The 15304-nt window shown below is 61.9% G+C and carries 19 protein-coding genes and 1 pseudogene; 11 read left to right on the forward strand and 9 right to left on the reverse strand.

Going from position 1 to position 15304, the window contains the following annotated elements; translation table 11 throughout:
• Window positions 1–169: 169 nt before the first annotated feature.
• Entirely contained in the window at window positions 170–595 is a 426-nt protein-coding gene (locus P9217_RS16885; protein WP_067320635.1) for a hypothetical protein, read from the forward strand.
• A gap of 167 nt (window positions 596–762) precedes the next feature.
• On the opposite strand, the gene P9217_RS16890 is transcribed toward P9217_RS16885, so the two are convergent.
• Complete coding sequence (locus P9217_RS16890; RefSeq protein ID WP_156752600.1) at window positions 763–900, reverse strand: hypothetical protein; 138 nt, start codon at window positions 898–900, stop codon at window positions 763–765.
• Window positions 901–1143: 243 nt separating this feature from the next.
• Between P9217_RS16890 and P9217_RS16895 the strand changes: the two genes are divergently transcribed.
• Window positions 1144–1458, forward strand: coding sequence for a hypothetical protein (locus P9217_RS16895; protein ID WP_127245876.1), 315 nt, complete (start codon window positions 1144–1146; stop codon window positions 1456–1458).
• A gap of 74 nt (window positions 1459–1532) precedes the next feature.
• On the opposite strand, the gene P9217_RS16900 is transcribed toward P9217_RS16895, so the two are convergent.
• Both P9217_RS16900 and P9217_RS16905 read right to left on the reverse strand, forming a co-directional pair.
• The gene (locus P9217_RS16900; RefSeq protein WP_278087305.1) at window positions 1533–3524 is read right to left on the reverse strand and encodes a protein-L-isoaspartate(D-aspartate) O-methyltransferase; all 1992 of its coding nucleotides are present in this window, start codon (window positions 3522–3524) and stop codon (window positions 1533–1535) included.
• Window positions 3525–3747: 223 nt separating this feature from the next.
• A pseudogene (locus tag P9217_RS16905) lies at window positions 3748–3924 on the reverse strand (thiamine pyrophosphate-binding protein); the annotation flags it as partial.
• Window positions 3925–4104: 180 nt separating this feature from the next.
• On the opposite strand from P9217_RS16905, the gene P9217_RS16910 reads away from it, so the two are divergent.
• Window positions 4105–4368, forward strand: a complete 264-nt coding sequence (locus tag P9217_RS16910) for a hypothetical protein (RefSeq protein ID WP_095802790.1) — start codon at window positions 4105–4107, stop codon at window positions 4366–4368.
• Between the two features lie 66 nt (window positions 4369–4434).
• Here P9217_RS16910 and P9217_RS16915 read toward each other — a convergent pair whose 3' ends face one another.
• On the reverse strand, window positions 4435–4647 hold the full coding sequence (locus tag P9217_RS16915) for a hypothetical protein (RefSeq protein WP_082953722.1): 213 nt from the start codon (window positions 4645–4647) through the stop codon (window positions 4435–4437).
• Window positions 4648–4655: 8 nt separating this feature from the next.
• On the reverse strand, window positions 4656–5216 hold the full coding sequence (locus tag P9217_RS16920; RefSeq protein ID WP_278087306.1) for a hypothetical protein: 561 nt from the start codon (window positions 5214–5216) through the stop codon (window positions 4656–4658).
• Window positions 5217–5746: 530 nt separating this feature from the next.
• On the opposite strand from P9217_RS16920, the gene P9217_RS16925 reads away from it, so the two are divergent.
• The 5 genes from P9217_RS16925 to P9217_RS16945 all read left to right on the forward strand — a co-directional run bounded on the left by P9217_RS16925 (window position 5747) and on the right by P9217_RS16945 (window position 8718).
• A complete protein-coding gene (locus P9217_RS16925; protein ID WP_082953723.1) occupies window positions 5747–5908 on the forward strand; it encodes a hypothetical protein in 162 nt (53 codons plus the stop codon).
• A 181-nt stretch (window positions 5909–6089) separates the two neighbouring features.
• A complete protein-coding gene (locus P9217_RS16930; protein ID WP_278087307.1) occupies window positions 6090–6896 on the forward strand; it encodes a nucleotidyltransferase in 807 nt (268 codons plus the stop codon).
• Complete coding sequence (locus tag P9217_RS16935) at window positions 6889–7635, forward strand: metallophosphoesterase (RefSeq protein ID WP_067320643.1); 747 nt, start codon at window positions 6889–6891, stop codon at window positions 7633–7635. The genes P9217_RS16930 and P9217_RS16935 overlap by 8 nt, the downstream gene beginning before the upstream one ends.
• Before the next feature lie 76 nt (window positions 7636–7711).
• On the forward strand, window positions 7712–7888 hold the full coding sequence (locus P9217_RS16940; protein ID WP_278087308.1) for a hypothetical protein: 177 nt from the start codon (window positions 7712–7714) through the stop codon (window positions 7886–7888).
• A gap of 5 nt (window positions 7889–7893) precedes the next feature.
• A complete protein-coding gene (locus tag P9217_RS16945; RefSeq protein ID WP_278087309.1) occupies window positions 7894–8718 on the forward strand; it encodes a Ku protein in 825 nt (274 codons plus the stop codon).
• Between the two features lie 16 nt (window positions 8719–8734).
• Here P9217_RS16945 and P9217_RS16950 read toward each other — a convergent pair whose 3' ends face one another.
• Both P9217_RS16950 and P9217_RS16955 read right to left on the reverse strand, forming a co-directional pair.
• On the reverse strand, window positions 8735–9016 hold the full coding sequence (locus P9217_RS16950; RefSeq protein WP_278053341.1) for a hypothetical protein: 282 nt from the start codon (window positions 9014–9016) through the stop codon (window positions 8735–8737).
• A 131-nt stretch (window positions 9017–9147) separates the two neighbouring features.
• Complete coding sequence (locus tag P9217_RS16955) at window positions 9148–10179, reverse strand: ATP-dependent DNA ligase (RefSeq protein WP_278054044.1); 1032 nt, start codon at window positions 10177–10179, stop codon at window positions 9148–9150.
• A 159-nt stretch (window positions 10180–10338) separates the two neighbouring features.
• On the opposite strand from P9217_RS16955, the gene P9217_RS16960 reads away from it, so the two are divergent.
• Window positions 10339–10947 (forward strand): cysteine hydrolase family protein, encoded by a 609-nt coding sequence (locus tag P9217_RS16960; RefSeq protein ID WP_066992037.1) that lies wholly within the window; start codon window positions 10339–10341, stop codon window positions 10945–10947.
• A gap of 945 nt (window positions 10948–11892) precedes the next feature.
• Window positions 11893–12579: a response regulator transcription factor gene (locus P9217_RS16965; protein ID WP_245299539.1), complete on the forward strand. Its 687-nt coding sequence runs from the start codon at window positions 11893–11895 to the stop codon at window positions 12577–12579.
• A 147-nt stretch (window positions 12580–12726) separates the two neighbouring features.
• Here the strand turns inward: P9217_RS16965 and P9217_RS16970 are convergent, their stop codons facing one another.
• A complete protein-coding gene (locus P9217_RS16970) occupies window positions 12727–13809 on the reverse strand; it encodes a hypothetical protein (RefSeq protein WP_127213743.1) in 1083 nt (360 codons plus the stop codon).
• 549 nt (window positions 13810–14358) lie between these two features.
• Between P9217_RS16970 and P9217_RS16975 the strand changes: the two genes are divergently transcribed.
• A complete protein-coding gene (locus tag P9217_RS16975; RefSeq protein ID WP_278087310.1) occupies window positions 14359–14946 on the forward strand; it encodes a sugar transferase in 588 nt (195 codons plus the stop codon).
• Between the two features lie 84 nt (window positions 14947–15030).
• Here the strand turns inward: P9217_RS16975 and P9217_RS16980 are convergent, their stop codons facing one another.
• Entirely contained in the window at window positions 15031–15279 is a 249-nt protein-coding gene (locus tag P9217_RS16980) for a hypothetical protein (RefSeq protein WP_066992046.1), read from the reverse strand.
• Between the last annotated feature and the right edge of the window lie 25 nt (window positions 15280–15304).

The raw sequence follows: 15304 nt of genomic DNA on the forward strand, positions 1-15304 counted from the left end.
TTCCGTGTTCATCCGGAACTTTGGGGACGACTGTCAGTTCGATGATTTGCAGGCGCCGCTTTTTTGGCGCCTGCCGGAGATCGGTGGGAAACACTGATCGGCCCGCACCTCAGACGCGGGCCTGCCGACCCCGCCAGGACAAGCCGGTCAGTATGGACGGGAGCCTATCATGAAACACCAAACGCTCGACCAACTGCACGCAGTCGCTGATATCAATCCGCTGGTGCCGCTCACGACAAGGACTGAAAAGATAGAGAGGTGGGCAGAACTGCTCGAGCGGAATCCGTTGCGCTGTCTCGCCGCGCTCACCGGCACCGAGTATCTCTATCCAGGCATGCGGGAAGAGGCGCGGGCGGCTGGATCCCCGCTGACGGTTGCGTTCGAAGACCCGCTGCTGAGGGCCTCGGGCCTGCAGTCCGATACCTATGGGGAAGCCAAACGCTTCTTTGAACTCTCCGATTGGCAGTTGCATGAAGTCGTCTGCAGCTGCCACACCGGCGCAACCATGCAGGCCAGTTGGGCTGCTGGACGCGTCCGGAGAATTGTCACAGGCAATCGCATTTTTGCCTGGCTGAGAAGCCGCTTCATACACTGACTGCGTCTCAACCTGCTCGCTATCGCGGCTGTTGCGACAGCCGCCGGCTTTGCTCGGACGTTGATCGATCCGCGGAGCGATAGGTCCATGCAGGGCGCGCGAGACCGCAATGCGGCGAAGACGGCGATGCGGTGAGAACGGCAAGTCGCCGATCGAAAGGCCCTGCTTCAGCCGTTCTGGTCGATCGCGTGGGGCGCTGGCTGCTGGCTCCCGCCGCTCGGGCGCTCGGGCTCTCGGCCGATCCAGGCCCAAACGGTTATCAACAAAATCACCACGATCGCGATCACTGCAACGATCCGGGGCATCAGAAATCCTTTCGTCCGCTGCTAGCCGCCCGGCTTGTTCGTGTTTGGAGCCGAAGCCGCGCCGACTGTCGGATCGGGCGCAACCGGACCGCGCTTGGCCTCCGAACTCTGTTTGCCTAATTGGGCGATGGCGTGTTTGTTCCATCGGACTGATGGAGCCGATTGCCTGCGTCCCTTATCGGCCAGGTCGGGGAACGCTCTTCCGACGATCTGGTTATCCCTCAGATCAACCCGGAGAGTGTCATGGGCAATGACGAGAACCGCCGCGAGACCGGCGCCAGGAAGTACCCGGCCAACACCGATCCGGATCCCTCAGACCGGTTTTCGCAGGCTGCGGCCGGCAACGAAAAGCCTCACGATCGCTTTGGGCTCACCCGCAGACAGGGCGAGGTGGAAGATAAGACACATCAGTCGGAAGGGCAAAACCCTCCGGGACGGGCGACGCCTGGTCCTGCGACGGAAAAGACTTCCGGAGCGGGCCCATCGGTCCCCAAGCAATCCAAGGATGCAAAAGCGCCCAAAGGCGGCCGCCGGTCTGGTACCTATGTGAAAGAATAGTAGTCTTCGCTCGCCGCATCACCTGTGCGCCGAAGGTTCCGCATAGCGCGATGTCGAATGCATCCGTCCATCACCTACACCCCGAAGGGGTAGGTGTCGGGGACACCGCGCGTCACATGCTCCAGCCCGAGCGGCGTCACGGCGGTAGTTTCATCGAACCAGACGAAGGCATCGAATTGCCGCGCAAGCGAGGCGTCGGCATAGTGGCTGTGCAGTTCCGTTTCCGGTCGATAGATCACTCCGATGAACCGTTCCAGCCGACGTTCGGTCAGCCGTTCATGAAGGGCTGGATCGGCTCCAAGGTCGAGCAGGAAACGAGCGGTGCCGGCGTCGTGGCAAAGCCGCTCGTAGCTGTCCTCGCGCGAAGGCCGCACGGACATGATTTCCATTTCGCCGTCCCAATGCCTGGCGGCAGCGACCGTCCCGGCATGCGTGCCGAAGCCGATGAGGGCTACGTCGTCGCCGAACCGCTGGCGACAGAGCTGACCGATGTTCACTTCGTCCCTGACGATTCCCATCTCCGTGAAGCGGGCGTCGCCGATATGGGAGTTGTGCGCCCAGACCACGGCCTTGGCATCGGGGGAACGCGCTTCGATAACATGTTGCAGTGTGTCGAACATGTGCGTGTCGCGCAGGTTCCAGGATTGCGCGCCGCCATAGTACATCACGCGATAGTAGTGCTCGGCGGAGGCGATGAGCCGGGCGTTCTGCGCGGCATCGAACAATTCGTCGCCGTCCTGGCCGGCGTGATCGAGCTGACGCGACAGCATGTCCCGGCATTGCCGCAGCACCGCCTCCTCGCATTCCCGGTAGCCTCGGGTTAGCGCCGCCCGGCCATAGGTGGCGGGTTCGTGCTGCCACGGCGTCAGGCAGCCGTAGCGTTCGCGGGCAATGCTTGCCGCCTCCGGATCGATGCGGTCGAGATATTCCAAAACCGCCGCGATCGAGCCTTTCATATTGTAGATATCGAGGCCGTAGAACCCTGCCTGGCTTGCCGGTGTTTCGATCTGCTCGTTGTGCGCACGCAGCCACTCCACGAATGCCGCGAATTCGGCGTTGCGCCACATCCAGGTGGGAAACCGCTGGAAAGGCATGTCGGCGCGCGGCGAAGGTGGGCGGTGGCGCACATAGCGGTCGATCGCCGCGGCGTCGGGCCAGTCGGCTTCAGCGGCGACGATCGTGAAGCCATGTTTCTCGATCAGTCTTCTGGTGATCCAAGCCCGCGCCCGATAGAATTCGGATGTACCGTGGCTCGCTTCCCCGAGAAGCACGATCCGCCGGTCGGCAAAGCGATCGAAGGCCTCCACAAAGGCGGGATCATCGAACTCCGGAAGCGGTTCGGCCGCTGCGGCAATCATCTGCGGAAGACTGCGCGCTGGCAAGAGCGGGGAGACACGGCTGGATCGGATGCGGTTGTCCTCCTGCCAGCCTTCTTCGCCGATCAAAGGGACAAAGCGCACGGCACCGAAATCTTCCTCGCTGTAGGTGGAAGCGCCCGTGCGGGTGACTTTGAGGAGGCGCTGCTCGTCAGGGTCATCTCCGACCGGAATGACCAGCTTGCCGCCGACATCCAACTGCTGCTGCAGCGCGAGCGGCGCGCCGGGCCCGCTCGCCGCGACGACAATGGCATCGAACGGTGCCGCTTCGGGCCAGCCCTTGGTGCCGTCGCCGGTGCGCACATCGATGTTGCGATAGCCAAGCGTCTCGAAGCGCCGTCTCGCGGTTTCCGCCAGGCCGGCGTGCCGTTCCATCGTGTAGACATGATCGACGATGCGGCTCATCACGGCGGCGGCGTAGCCAGATCCCGTGCCGACCTCGAGAACGTGATCGCCGGGCCCGATCTCAGCCATTTCCAGCATGAACGCGACGATATAGGGCTGCGATATCGTTTGGCCCTCGGCAATCGGCAGCGGTCCATCCTCGTAGGCAAATTCTTCGAAGCCAGGGTCCACGAAAGTCTCGCGTGGGACCTCGCGCATCGCTGCCAGGATCTCACGATCATGAATGCCGCGGCGGCGGAGATGAACATCGACCATTCGGCGACGTTCGCGGGACAGGTCGAGCATGTGCATCCTCAACAAGAAGTTGGAATCGCAAGCGGCTGCGGCAACGTCATCCCTCGGCTTCCATCATCGTCCTGGCCGGCTCCCGCGCGACGTTCTCCTCGATCCGCTCGCGCCCCGGAGTCTCCGGCAGCGCCTTGCGGAAATTCTTGGCATAATCGGGCGGCATCTTCGGCATCAAGGCTTCGTCAATAACGCGCTCGACCTCGTCGGCCCGTTCGATGCTGGCGCAAGCCATCAATGCGGCAGATTCTTCATGGCGCACCTGGACAAAGGAGATTTTGTCCCGGTTTTTCCGCAAAGCCTCCATGATGCCGTTGATGCCATCGCCGGGCAGGCCGAACATGACCTCGACATCCCAAGCAACCCGAGTGTCGACGAAAATTTCGGCTGCATTTGGCATGGCCAGGCTCCAATGAATGCATTCCGAACCAGTAGGGCGGCAGTTGGTTCCCTTGGCCACGCAGCCAGGCCACCGCCTCGCAAGGCGAATTCGCGGGAACGAGCGAGCCGGACGCGGATTGAATCCTCATTCGCTGACGAGCAAAGCGCCAGGATTGGCGATTAGCCGGAAGGGTTGATCATGAGCGAGCCACTGAAAACCACAAATCACGAGGTGATCCGGGCTTGGATTGAAGCCCGCCAAGGCAGACCTGCAGTCGCGCGGACTGCAGGCAAGGGGGCGGTGCTGCGCGTCGACTTCGGCGAGCACGAAGAGGATCTGCAGCCCGTCGAATGGGAAGAGTTCTTCGCCATATTGGATGAGAACGAACTTGCCTTCGTGCACCAAGACCTAACGGCGGAAGGTTTGCCCAGCCGTTTCAACAAATTCGTCGAGCGCGGATGAGAGAAGCGCCATGCGATCAGGCGGAAAGCAATTCGCTCGCCTGATGCTCGCTGCTTACGCCTGCCGCTATTGATTGCCCGGCATTTTGTTGCTGCCTTGCGGATCCTTTTTTATGCCGGCGGCGGGAGACGTGTCCTGGGGTGCGTTTCCGCCCTGGTTCTGCTCAGGTGTCCGCTTCAGCGGTGCCGTCGGCCAGCTACTCTGGACATAGGCGAAGGCCCAGTAACATGCCAACAGCACAACCACTGTCAGGATCAGCGGCAACAGCACTCGTCTCACGCTGACTCCTATTTGCTCTGCTGACGGTAATCGCCGGCCCGCGGATCGAATCCGGTCCAACCGCCAGCTTCGTAGTCGTTCCGCCGTTCGCCGATGTCCACCGACCTGGAATCATGGAGGATCGCTTGTGCTTGCGCAGCGAGGTCATCTTCGACGCGAGCGGTAAGCAGAGTGCCGCCCCGGCGAATGCCTTCGGCATAGACATGGGCGTCCCCCTCCGACACGCCGCCGTCGGTCAGACTGCCGATGATGCCGCCGGCCGCTCCACCGACAACTGCGCCCGCGGCCGCGCCCGCGGCTGTCGCCGCCAGCCAGCCAGCCGCCACGACCGGACCGACGCCAGGTATTGCTATGGCGCCGAGGCCCGTCGCCAAGCCGCCGGCGCCGCCCACGACCGCCCCGATCCCGGCTCCACTGGCTGCATCTTCGGCGGCCGCGGAAGAATGCCGGCCGTCGGCATTGTTAGCGATGATGCTGAGATCGCTCGGCGGTACGCCCATGGACTCCAGCTCGCCCACGGCATCGGCGGCATCGTCATAATCGTCGAACAGTGCGGTGATCGTCTGCATTTTGATGTCTCCTATCGATTACTATCGGTCGCCAAAGGTTTGCGCGTTATCGGCTGCGACCGCCGGAAAAAACGAGGAGGTCGCAGCGACGGCCAATGGCGCGAGAAGTGTCCGCATGTTCATGGGTTCAAGCTCCTGTGGCCGATGGGCCGGAGCCGAACAAGCGACTCAGGGCTTTGTTCCAGTCGGAGTCCTTCGATTTTCAGATGGCGTCTGCCGGAACTGTGATCCGCAGGCTGCGTTCCGCGACAAGCCGACCTCAGAGGTTCTTGCTCGCCGCAGTCGTTTGAACGGGGGACGGCCTTTCCTGCTGCGGTTTGGTAAAGAGGGTCTGCGATTTCCTTCGGCCGTTTGGCTCAGGGTGCCGCAACGGCCGGACATGGTCGCCAAGGCGATCCCGCCGGGCGCGTAGGCGGCTGACCACGCAGCCGCCTACTCCCTTGGACAGGAACATTTGCAGCCCTTATCGGTTAGCTCAAGACCAGCGATAGGTTGCTGGAGAAACCACCTTCGACAGGAAGGGAAACGCCATGTTCGGCTCCGATTTATGGCTGTTCGTTGTTGCCGGCGGTCCGCTGATCCTTCTCATTGCGATCATCTACGTGCTTTTCACCCGCCGTCACAGAGGCCCAGTCGAACGGCGCGAGAGCGACCGCGCGACCGAGCGCTTGTACCGCGAGCAAAAGGACTAGCGCACCAGCCAAGCTGTCGCGGCCAAGTCGTTGTTTTCCCGCGATTTCGGCAACGCTCCGCGCGCGGCGCGGCTTGCCTGATCTCCGGACGGTGTTGCCGGGCCCATTTCGCAAGCTCCGACAGCGGAACAAGCGGGCCCCGCGGCTGTTATCGAAAGGTCCGAAATCGGAGCAGCAGTTGATGACCAACGACGAGTTGCCGGGTCTGCCAGCATCGCTCCCCGTGATCGACGCGAAAGCCGAGCCAACGCTGAGAAGCGCCGCGGCGGAGGCGTTCTACACCCATGCGATCCGCGAGCTCGCCGCTACCGACATTCCTTTCCTCGTCGCCGGGACCTACGCGGTGAGCGCGTATACGGGCGTGGTTCGGCAAACCAAGGATCTGGATATCTTCTGCAAGGCCGGAGATTGCGCGCGCATACTCGAGCACTTCAAGAACATCGGCTATGCGGTCGAGATCCGGGACGATCGCTGGCTCGGGAAGGTCTTCGAGGGCCAGCACTTCTTCGATGTGATCTTTGCCTCGGCCAACGGCACAATGCAGGTCAAAGATCAGTGGCTGGAGCATGCCCGCCAAGTCGAGCTGCTGGGCAGCCGGGTCCGGATCATCGGCCCAACGGAGCTCATCTGGTCGAAATGCTTCATCCAGGACAGAGGACGCCACGACGGCGCCGACATCGCCCACACCATCCTCAAGGCGCACGACCAGATCGACTGGCAAAGGCTGCTCGCCTATCTCGATGTCCATTGGGAAGTGCTGCTGATGCAGGTCCTCAACTTCCGGTGGATCTATCCCAGCGAGCGGGACCGCATCCCAGACTGGCTGCTCGACGAACTGCTGGGCCGGCTTGCGCGGCAACGGCAGCTGCCGTCGCCCAAAATGAAGATCTGCCGCGGCCGCCTGCTGTCGCAGGTCGACTATGAGATCGACGTCAAGGAATGGGGGTTTGCCGGCGTCGGCGGCGTTGGAGAGATGCGCGATGCCTGAACCAGCCACATCAGCGAAATCAAACGGCAACGGTGTCATCAAGGTCGCCGCCATGGGCGACCTGCATGTTCAGGAAGATGCCCAGACCTCGTACCGCGACCTGTTCGGCGAGATATCGCGCGAGGCCGACGTCCTGGTCCTTACAGGCGATCTCACCAATCTCGGAAAACCGCGTGAGGCGGAACTTCTGGCCGAGGATCTGCGCGCATGCTCGATTCCCGTGGTCGCGGTTCTCGGCAACCATGACTACGAATCCGGTTGCGTCGAGCAGATCGCTGCAACGCTCCGCCAGGCGGGGGTCCATCTCCTCGATGGCCAGGCGATCGAACTGAACGATGTCGGCTTCGTCGGCGTGAAGGGTTTTGTCGGCGGCTTCGGTCGAAGGATGCTGGGCTCCTTCGGTGAGCCGGCCATCAAGGCGATGGTGGCCGAAAGCGTCAACGAGGCAATGCGGCTCGAGAATGCTATGCGGCAGGTGCGCGCCAAGCGCACGCTCGTGGTGCTCCACTATGCGCCGGTCCCGGAGACCGTGGCGGGAGAGCCTCCGGAAATCTTTCCGTTCCTCGGCTCCTCGCGGCTGGCCGAAACCATCGATCGCTTCAAGGTAAGCGCCGTGGTGCATGGCCATGCCCATCGCGGCTCGTATGAAGGCCGGACCCCTGGTGGGGCCAGCGTCTACAACGTCGCCATGCATATCGCGAAGCCGACCGGCCGTCCTTACGCGCTGCTCGAAATCTGAGGCGCAGCGCTGCCTGCCGCTTCGGAACCATGCCGGCAGCGATGAGTTGTGCAGGAGACCAACGGAACCAACTTCGATGCCTGACCCCAGACAACCGGATCCCGATCGCGACACGCCGATGCCGGCGCCCAGCTGGAAACCGGAGCCGGTCAGGAAGCCGGAGCGGCACGGGCTGCCGGACGAGGTGCTGCGCCCAAATCCCGATGAAACCGACGATCCGCCGGCGCCTGTCGGGCGCATCCGGACGGAGTAAGCTCGATGGCTGCGCCTCGCGCGATCTGGAAAGGCTTCATGAAGGTCGGATCGGTTTCATGCGGCGTCAAGATCGTCGGCGCCACCAGCGAAGCGTCGAAAATCCATTTCAGGATATTGAACCGGAGGGACGGCCTGCCGGTGAAAAGCGCCTATGTGGATGAGGAGACCGGCGAACCGGTGGACGCCGAGGACCAAGTCAGGGGCTTCGAGACCGATAAGGAGGATTTCATCCAGATCGAGCCCGAGGAGATCAAGGCGCTGAAACTCACCTCCGAGCACACGCTGGAAATCGGCGAGTTCGTGCCGGTCGCAGACATCGACACGCGCTATCTCGAGAAGCCCTATTACCTCATTCCGGCGGAGGATGCTTCCGCAGAGGCGTTCAACGTCCTTCGGGAGGCCATGAAGAACAAACGGGTGGCGGCGCGATCCTGTGTCGTCCTCTACCAGCGCGGACGCGAGGTTCTCATCCAGCCCTTCGGCAAGGGAATGCTTCTCACCGAGCTGCGGGACCGCAATGAGATGGTTTCGGAGGCGACGGTGTTCGAAGGGCTGAAGAAGCAGGACTACGAGGCGGACCTGCTCGAGATCGCCGGCCTGCTGATCGACAAGAAGGCGACGAAGTTCGATCCTTCGAAATTCGAGGATACATACGAGAACGCGCTGATCGCCATGATCGAGGCCAAGCGCAAAGGCAAGAAGCTGCCCAAGGCGGCGCCGAAACCGCGTGAGAACGTCATCAATCTTGCCGACGTTCTGCGCAAGAGCCTTGCCAAGGAGGGCATCGCCGCGAAAGGCGCGAAGCAAGGCAAACGCAAGTCAGCTTGACGCCAAGAACGGCCGCTCAGACCTCGTCGAACCGGCTTCCTTCCTTGGAGGGATCGCGCGCGAGGACCCGCTCCTCCTCGTCGTCCGGGAGTGCCTCGTCACTTTCCTGATAGGGATTGTCGTCGTCTTCTTCGGGGAGCGTTCCCTCCGCTTCTTCATCGTCCTGCGGGTCGCCGTTGACGGCGACGCTGTCGGGCAGGATCCGGCCGCCCTCAATCGCGTCCCAGTCCTGCTGCTCGACTGCCGGAGCCTCGGTTTCGTCCTGATTTGCGGTGCGTTGCTTTTTGCGCGGGTCCATCTCGTTCTCCAATGCTGCAAGCCTATCCGGCTCGCGGTTCGCTCAGTTGGAAAACCGCTCAGGCGAATGGTGGTTCCGCCCGTTGCAGCAAGTGGCGGCCGTTGTGGCGTCGCCTCTCCCTGGTAGGTGTCCTACGCGATCTGTTCGAACGTGCATTGGCGCGGCGCCTTGTCGGGCCGCCAGCGCACCAGCCTTGTTCCATGCCGGAATCGGTCGCCGGTGACATGGTCGAAGCGGACCTCCACGACCAATTCGGGCCGCACCGGCTCCCATTCTCCGCTGCGCTCGGTGCTCCAGCGGCTCGGGCCGCCGGGTGCCTTGCCGGTGAAGCCGAGCCCGCCGCGCAACGCTTCAAGCCTCTTGGTCAGCGCCGCTCGCTCGTCACTGGCGATGGTCGAGGTGAAGCCGACATGGTCGAGCTGGCCACGGTCGTTGTAGAGGCCAAGCAGCAGCGAGCCGATCTGGCGCTTGCCGCTCAGGTAGCGAAAGCCACCGACCACGCAGTCTGCTGTGCGCAGCCGCTTGACCTTGATCATGGTTCGCTCGCCCGGGCGATAGGGTTCGGCCAGTGCCTTGGCGACCACGCCATCGGTGGCACCTCGGCCGGCGCCGCGCAACCATCGTCTGGCGGTCGCGAGGCTCGTTGTGGCCGGCGAGAGCTTCAGCCCGGCGTTCTCTGCCCTGGCAACGAAGTCCTCGATCGCCCGGCGCCGATCGGGCAAGGGCAAATCGAGCAACATCTCGCCTCCCGGGGCAGCCAGTGCATCGAACAGGATCAACCGCGCCGGTGTTTCCGCGCTCAGCTTGCGGATACGGCTCTCGGCCGGATGAAGGCGCATCTGCAGCGCGTCGAAGGAGACGCGCCCGTCGATCTCGATCACGATCTCGCCGTCCACGACGAATTGCCTTGCGGCGAGGTCGCGCAGCATCGTGGTCAGTTCGGGAAAGTAGCGGCCGAGCGGCTTGCCGGATTTGGCGCGAAGCTCGACGGCGTCGCGGCCTTTGAAGGCCAGGCAGCGAAACCCGTCCCATTTGGGTTCGTACTGCCAGGGACCTTCAGGCAAGGCGTCCGCGGTCCGCGCCTCCATCGGCGGCGTATCCAAAGACAGCGGAAACTCGGGACTCGAGATCGCCGGTTGGGACGTAATCCTGGAGGTCTCCATCTCGGTAGAACGTTCGACCACACCTGTAGTTTCCGGTCGAGGGGAACGAGTTGCACGGCGAGGCGTTGCCTCACCAAAGTTCAGAAACCAAATGTCGAGCTTTGACCGCGTCGGGCACTTCTTCACCAGAGCGAACATGAACTTCCGACAGGAAATCCGATGTCGGCTTCCGGCTTGAGCTATGGTCCTCTGGGCGAGCGCTGCGCGCATCTATGCGTCGACATGCAGAAATTGTTCGCGGAACCTTCGGAATGGGCCACGCCGTGGATCACCCGCGTCCTTCCGAGGATCGTCAGCCTCGTCGAATGGAAAGCCGAGCAGACCCTTTTCACGCGCTTCGTGCCGGCTGAAAAGCCTGGCCTGGGTGCCGGCACCTGGAGGCGCTACTATGAGCGCTGGGCCTCGATGACGATCGAAAATGTCGGGCGAGAAATGGTCGGGTTGCTGCCGCCGCTGTCATCCTTCTGTCCGCCGGCGCAGGTGATCGACAAGCATGTTTATTCGCCCTGGCCGGAGGGCAGACTGCAGACGGCACTTGCCGCGCGCAGCATCGACACCCTGGTGGTCACGGGAGGCGAAACCGATGTTTGCGTGCTCGCAACCGTCCTGGGGGCGATCGACATCGGATATCGCGTCGTGCTGGTCACGGATGCGCTTTGCAGTTCATCGGACGCGACGCACGATGCCCTGATGACCGTCTACCATCAGCGCTTCGCGCAACAGGTCGAGACCGTCGAGATGGAGACGGTCCTTTCGGCCTGGACCTGAACGTTATGGGACGATCCGCACCGGCTACAGCCGAAAGCGACCGATCAACTGCTGTTTGACGGGAACCGCAATGTTTCTCCGAAATTGCGCAGGCAGGGAGCGTGTAGATGCCTAAACCAGCGAAACGGGAAAAAGCTCGCAAGCCAAATCCGTCTGACCCCAACCCAAAGCAAAAGCCGCCGAGGGACACGCGCGAAAACCCGACACGGAATCCGGACGGTCCCGGCGAATTGCCGGACACCACCACGCGTGAAGAAGTCGAGACAGTCAGGCCTAACCTGAAACGCTAGTACCGGTAGGCGTACGTATTTCCGAGGCGCGACGCTTTGATGTTGTGGAGATAGGCCGCGCGAAGATTGACTTGTCGGCCCGACAAGACTGCGATTGCCGGCCAAAAAAGGAACCCCGGCTGCAGTGGTTGGGTGGGGGGCACGGCAGCCGAGGTCAATGTTTTTCTCAGAACTGTGGCGCCGTTTGCTTCAAACCGCAAATCTCGCTCTAAGGTCGAGATATGCTCGCGCGCAGCTTTGAGGAGCAGAATTCCTGTGATAGCAACTTAAGGTTGTCATCCTTTCGGTCATATTAGCCACCTAAGATATAATTACCAAATTGTTAACCAGGATTAATGCGCCTTTTCCACAGCATCGTAGTATGCGTTTGAGGCTGGATTACCTCAATGGAGCGGGGATCCCATACGTCCGTGGGTTGGGCCGGCGTATGCACTACTCCTTGAATCTATTCCTCACTTCGCAGCAAGTCGCCCGACACACGGTAAACAGCGTATCAGTTCATGCCGCTGAACAAGCCCTGCGTGGGAGTCAAGATAAAAAGGGGAGCGAGCGAAGTCGGCGGCGGAGAGGAGTAAATAAGGCGATGGGACATCTTCAAATTTCCGAGTCTTGGAAAGACGCGACGGGGTCGTTGCAGAACGGGCATCTGACGGACGTGAACGGGCTCGGCACGTCTGATCTCGAAGAAGGACACCCGACCGAAGGTCTGGTGGTAATTGTGGACAAGCGGGCACTCGAGCGCGAATGTCTTGCTCGAGGCCTTATCGAACATAATCCGGCTTTGCGCGTCAGCGCCGTAGGATCTCTTGATGAGATTCAGCACGTCGCCGGCGGGGCGGAGGCTTCCGCGATCCTCGTTATTCTCGGCGCCCGAAAGGTGACCGACCAGAGCGTTCGGGCGGAACTTGTGCACCTCATCTCCGAGGTCGGCGCCGTACCGGTAATCGTCGTGGTGGATTCCGACGAGCCGGGGGAGATCCTTGCGGCTCTCGAATGCGGCGCCCGCGGCTACATTCCCACGAGCGTCAAGGTGAAGGTCGCTGCCGAGGCCATCGGTCTCGCCCGCGCCGGAGGAATCTTCGTGCCCGCCAGCTGCGTGCTGGCGCTTCGCGAGATCATCCATTCGACGGCAAACGGCGCCCGTCCGCTCGCCGGAATGTTCACCTCGCGCGAGGCCGCGGTCGTGGAAGCGCTCAGGAAAGGCAAGGCCAACAAGATCATTGCCTACGAGCTCAACCTCTGCGAGAGCACGGTCAAGGTCCATATCCGCAACATCATGAAAAAACTGAAAGCCACGAACCGCACTGAGGTGGCCTACAAGCTTAGACAGATGATGCTTTGAAGGCTGCCCAGGCCTGGTGCCTGGCAATAGAACGACGCACGCCGATCCTCGACGTGGAGGCGGACCTATTTCAGGTCCGCCTCCCTTCGAGATTCAGAAATAGGACGGTGCCTGCAGGTCTTGAAACGGATGCGCTCAGGCCGATGCTCAGGCATGTTCCCGGTCGAGCATCTCGAATCCTGCCTTCACGAGAAATCCAACACTGTCGCGGCCCAACTCCGCACCGCGATATGCTGCTTCGGCAGCCTTCAGGCCTCCCGTCAGTCTGCGGATCACCGGAGCCGCTCCGAGTATCTCGAGCGGCAGGCCCAGCTCGCCGCGGTTGGGGCGCTTCGGCGGCCATACCCTGAGGCCGAAATAGCTGGCGGCCGAGCGGTCGATCCCGCCGCTGAACTGCACCAGCAGCGCCTGGCGCGTTCTCCTGGCGATGCGGCCCAGACTGTTGATGTCCATTGGGGGTTTGGCGGAGGGCCGCATAGCGACGATGATCACCTCCCATGCATCATCGGTCAGCAGAACCGGATGCGAAAAAACACCAACTCTTGCTCCACGTTCGGCGAGCATACGTTCGAGGAATGGTGCGCAGGGCGTGTCGCAGACGACGGCGAATCTCGAGGCACGCTGATCGACACCGGCATCCTCGAGTAGGACCCGGCATAAGCGCGCGAATTCCGGCATCAGGTCTATGGCCGGGTGACCGAGATTTGGAGCAGCAACCTTGATGCCGGCCTCGTCACAGGCATCGAAGTCCAACACGCCTTGCCGAAGCTCCCAAGGCTCCGCCATGAGCGCAACGACCGCGTGAGAGGGCAAGAGCTCGATGAGCGATCTCGAAATCGGTCCGACCTGGGGACAATTGGTGATGAGGTCGACCTCCTGCCATTTGCGGCTTTCGATGCGGTTCGTCACTTCCACGCGTTCGGCGACCTTGGCGTACTCGGCAAATGCCAACGTCGCGTCCGCGGCCGCCGCCAGGCTCGGATGTCTGGAGGATACGCGGGTGAGTGCAACGACACGGTCGGCATTGGCGAGCGCCGCGGCTGTCGCAGTCACCGCCTGATAGCCCGTCGCCGCGCCAGCCACGACAGTGAGGCCGGAGAGATCAAGATCGAGCAAAGCTATCTGCTTGCGGACGACGGCAAGTGCTTCCGCATGGTCGACCTCCAGAAACTGACGAGCGCCCGGCCTTGCGGGGAAGTCACCGGACGAAGGCTTCGGAATGGGCGTCACGTTGCGTGCTCCACTGACAGGCTGGCAGGCATTCTTTCGACGCGGAAGATCTGTCTCGTCGAATCTCGTCGCATGCGCGCGCATGCTTTTCAGGCATTGCCAGACGGCTGCCGGCTCGCCCATCCGGCACCAGTGGCTCCAGACATTCTCTCGGCATCCTTGCCATCAGAGCTAGGGCCTGAATTCAGTCGGCGGTCTGGATCGCCCCTAGCCGGACCAGTTGATTTCGTCGATCACGAATACAGTCGAAGGTGCCCACACTGCTACTGCAGAAAATGGGTGCCAGTGTTACGCCGTTTGATCAGAAGGCTTATCGACACCGCGCAGGCAATACGCGTTCAGGCTAAGAGGCTAACCGGCGCCAGATAGGGCGCTACCTCCTTTTCGGTTCTTGCCGGGAATGATCCGCCGCGTGAAGTTGAGCGCTAAAATCAGCCGTTTTCCTTGGCGAAGCTCATGACAATCAGCGCATTCGACACGAACCCCCGCAGACCCGGAATAGGCGTCGGCCAAAACCATCGTCCGCTTGGGGGGCGGCGCAAGAGGATCATGGACGTCACCATCGCATCGATCGCGCTTGTGCTGGCCGCTCCGATCATGCTTGTGGTTGCCCTCTTAATATTGGCGACCGACGGCGGACCGGCGATATTCTCTCACACTCGGGTCGGCTTCAACGGCAGGCGTTTCGCCTGCTACAAATTCAGGACCATGGTTGCCAACTCCCAGCAGGTTCTGGCCGACTATCTTGCGAGCAATCCCGAAGCCGCCAAGGAGTGGGAGCAGAATTTGAAATTCAAGAACGATCCGCGCGTCACCTTCCTGGGGCACATTCTCAGAAAGTCGAGCCTTGATGAGTTGCCTCAGCTCATCAACGTGCTGCGCGGCGACATGAGTTGCGTCGGCCCTCGGCCGGTCGTCCCCGACGAGCTGCAACGTTACGGCGCCTGCGCTATCGATTATCTTCGAACCCGGCCCGGGCTGACCGGCGCGTGGCAAGTGACGGGCAGAGACGCAATAGACTATCCCAGCCGTGTCTCCCTCGACAGCCGCTACGTGCGAAACTGGTCCATAGGGGCCGACGTCGTCATTCTCGTTCGGACGGTCTTCGCTGTGATGAGATTCGATCATGCGTCCTGACTGCCGAGGAAGGCAGCGAGCATTGGCGGCATCGCCGCTTTAAAAAAATTCCGGCGCCGGCGACGAAATGGCAGCCGCAGTCCGTCAATGCTCATCGGTCACGGCGCGACGCCACACGATGCCGAGGAAGACGCCGAGCAGGTAGGCGCCCTGCAGCGTGACAACGAAAAGCAGGATCGAAAGCAGACGGTCCCAGGCAAACAGGCTGCCGATGCCGCCTGCAATGGCGCTGAACACCACAATCACCGCGGTCATGACGATGAGCGCCGGCGCGCGAACACGAAATCCGAGCAAAATGCCGATCACGCCGACAGCGACAAGACCCCAAAGCACGGCGATCTCCTACGGTGTGAAAGAC

The organism is Mesorhizobium sp. WSM4989 (assembly GCF_029625795.1).
Classification (GTDB): Bacteria; Pseudomonadota; Alphaproteobacteria; order Rhizobiales; family Rhizobiaceae; genus Mesorhizobium.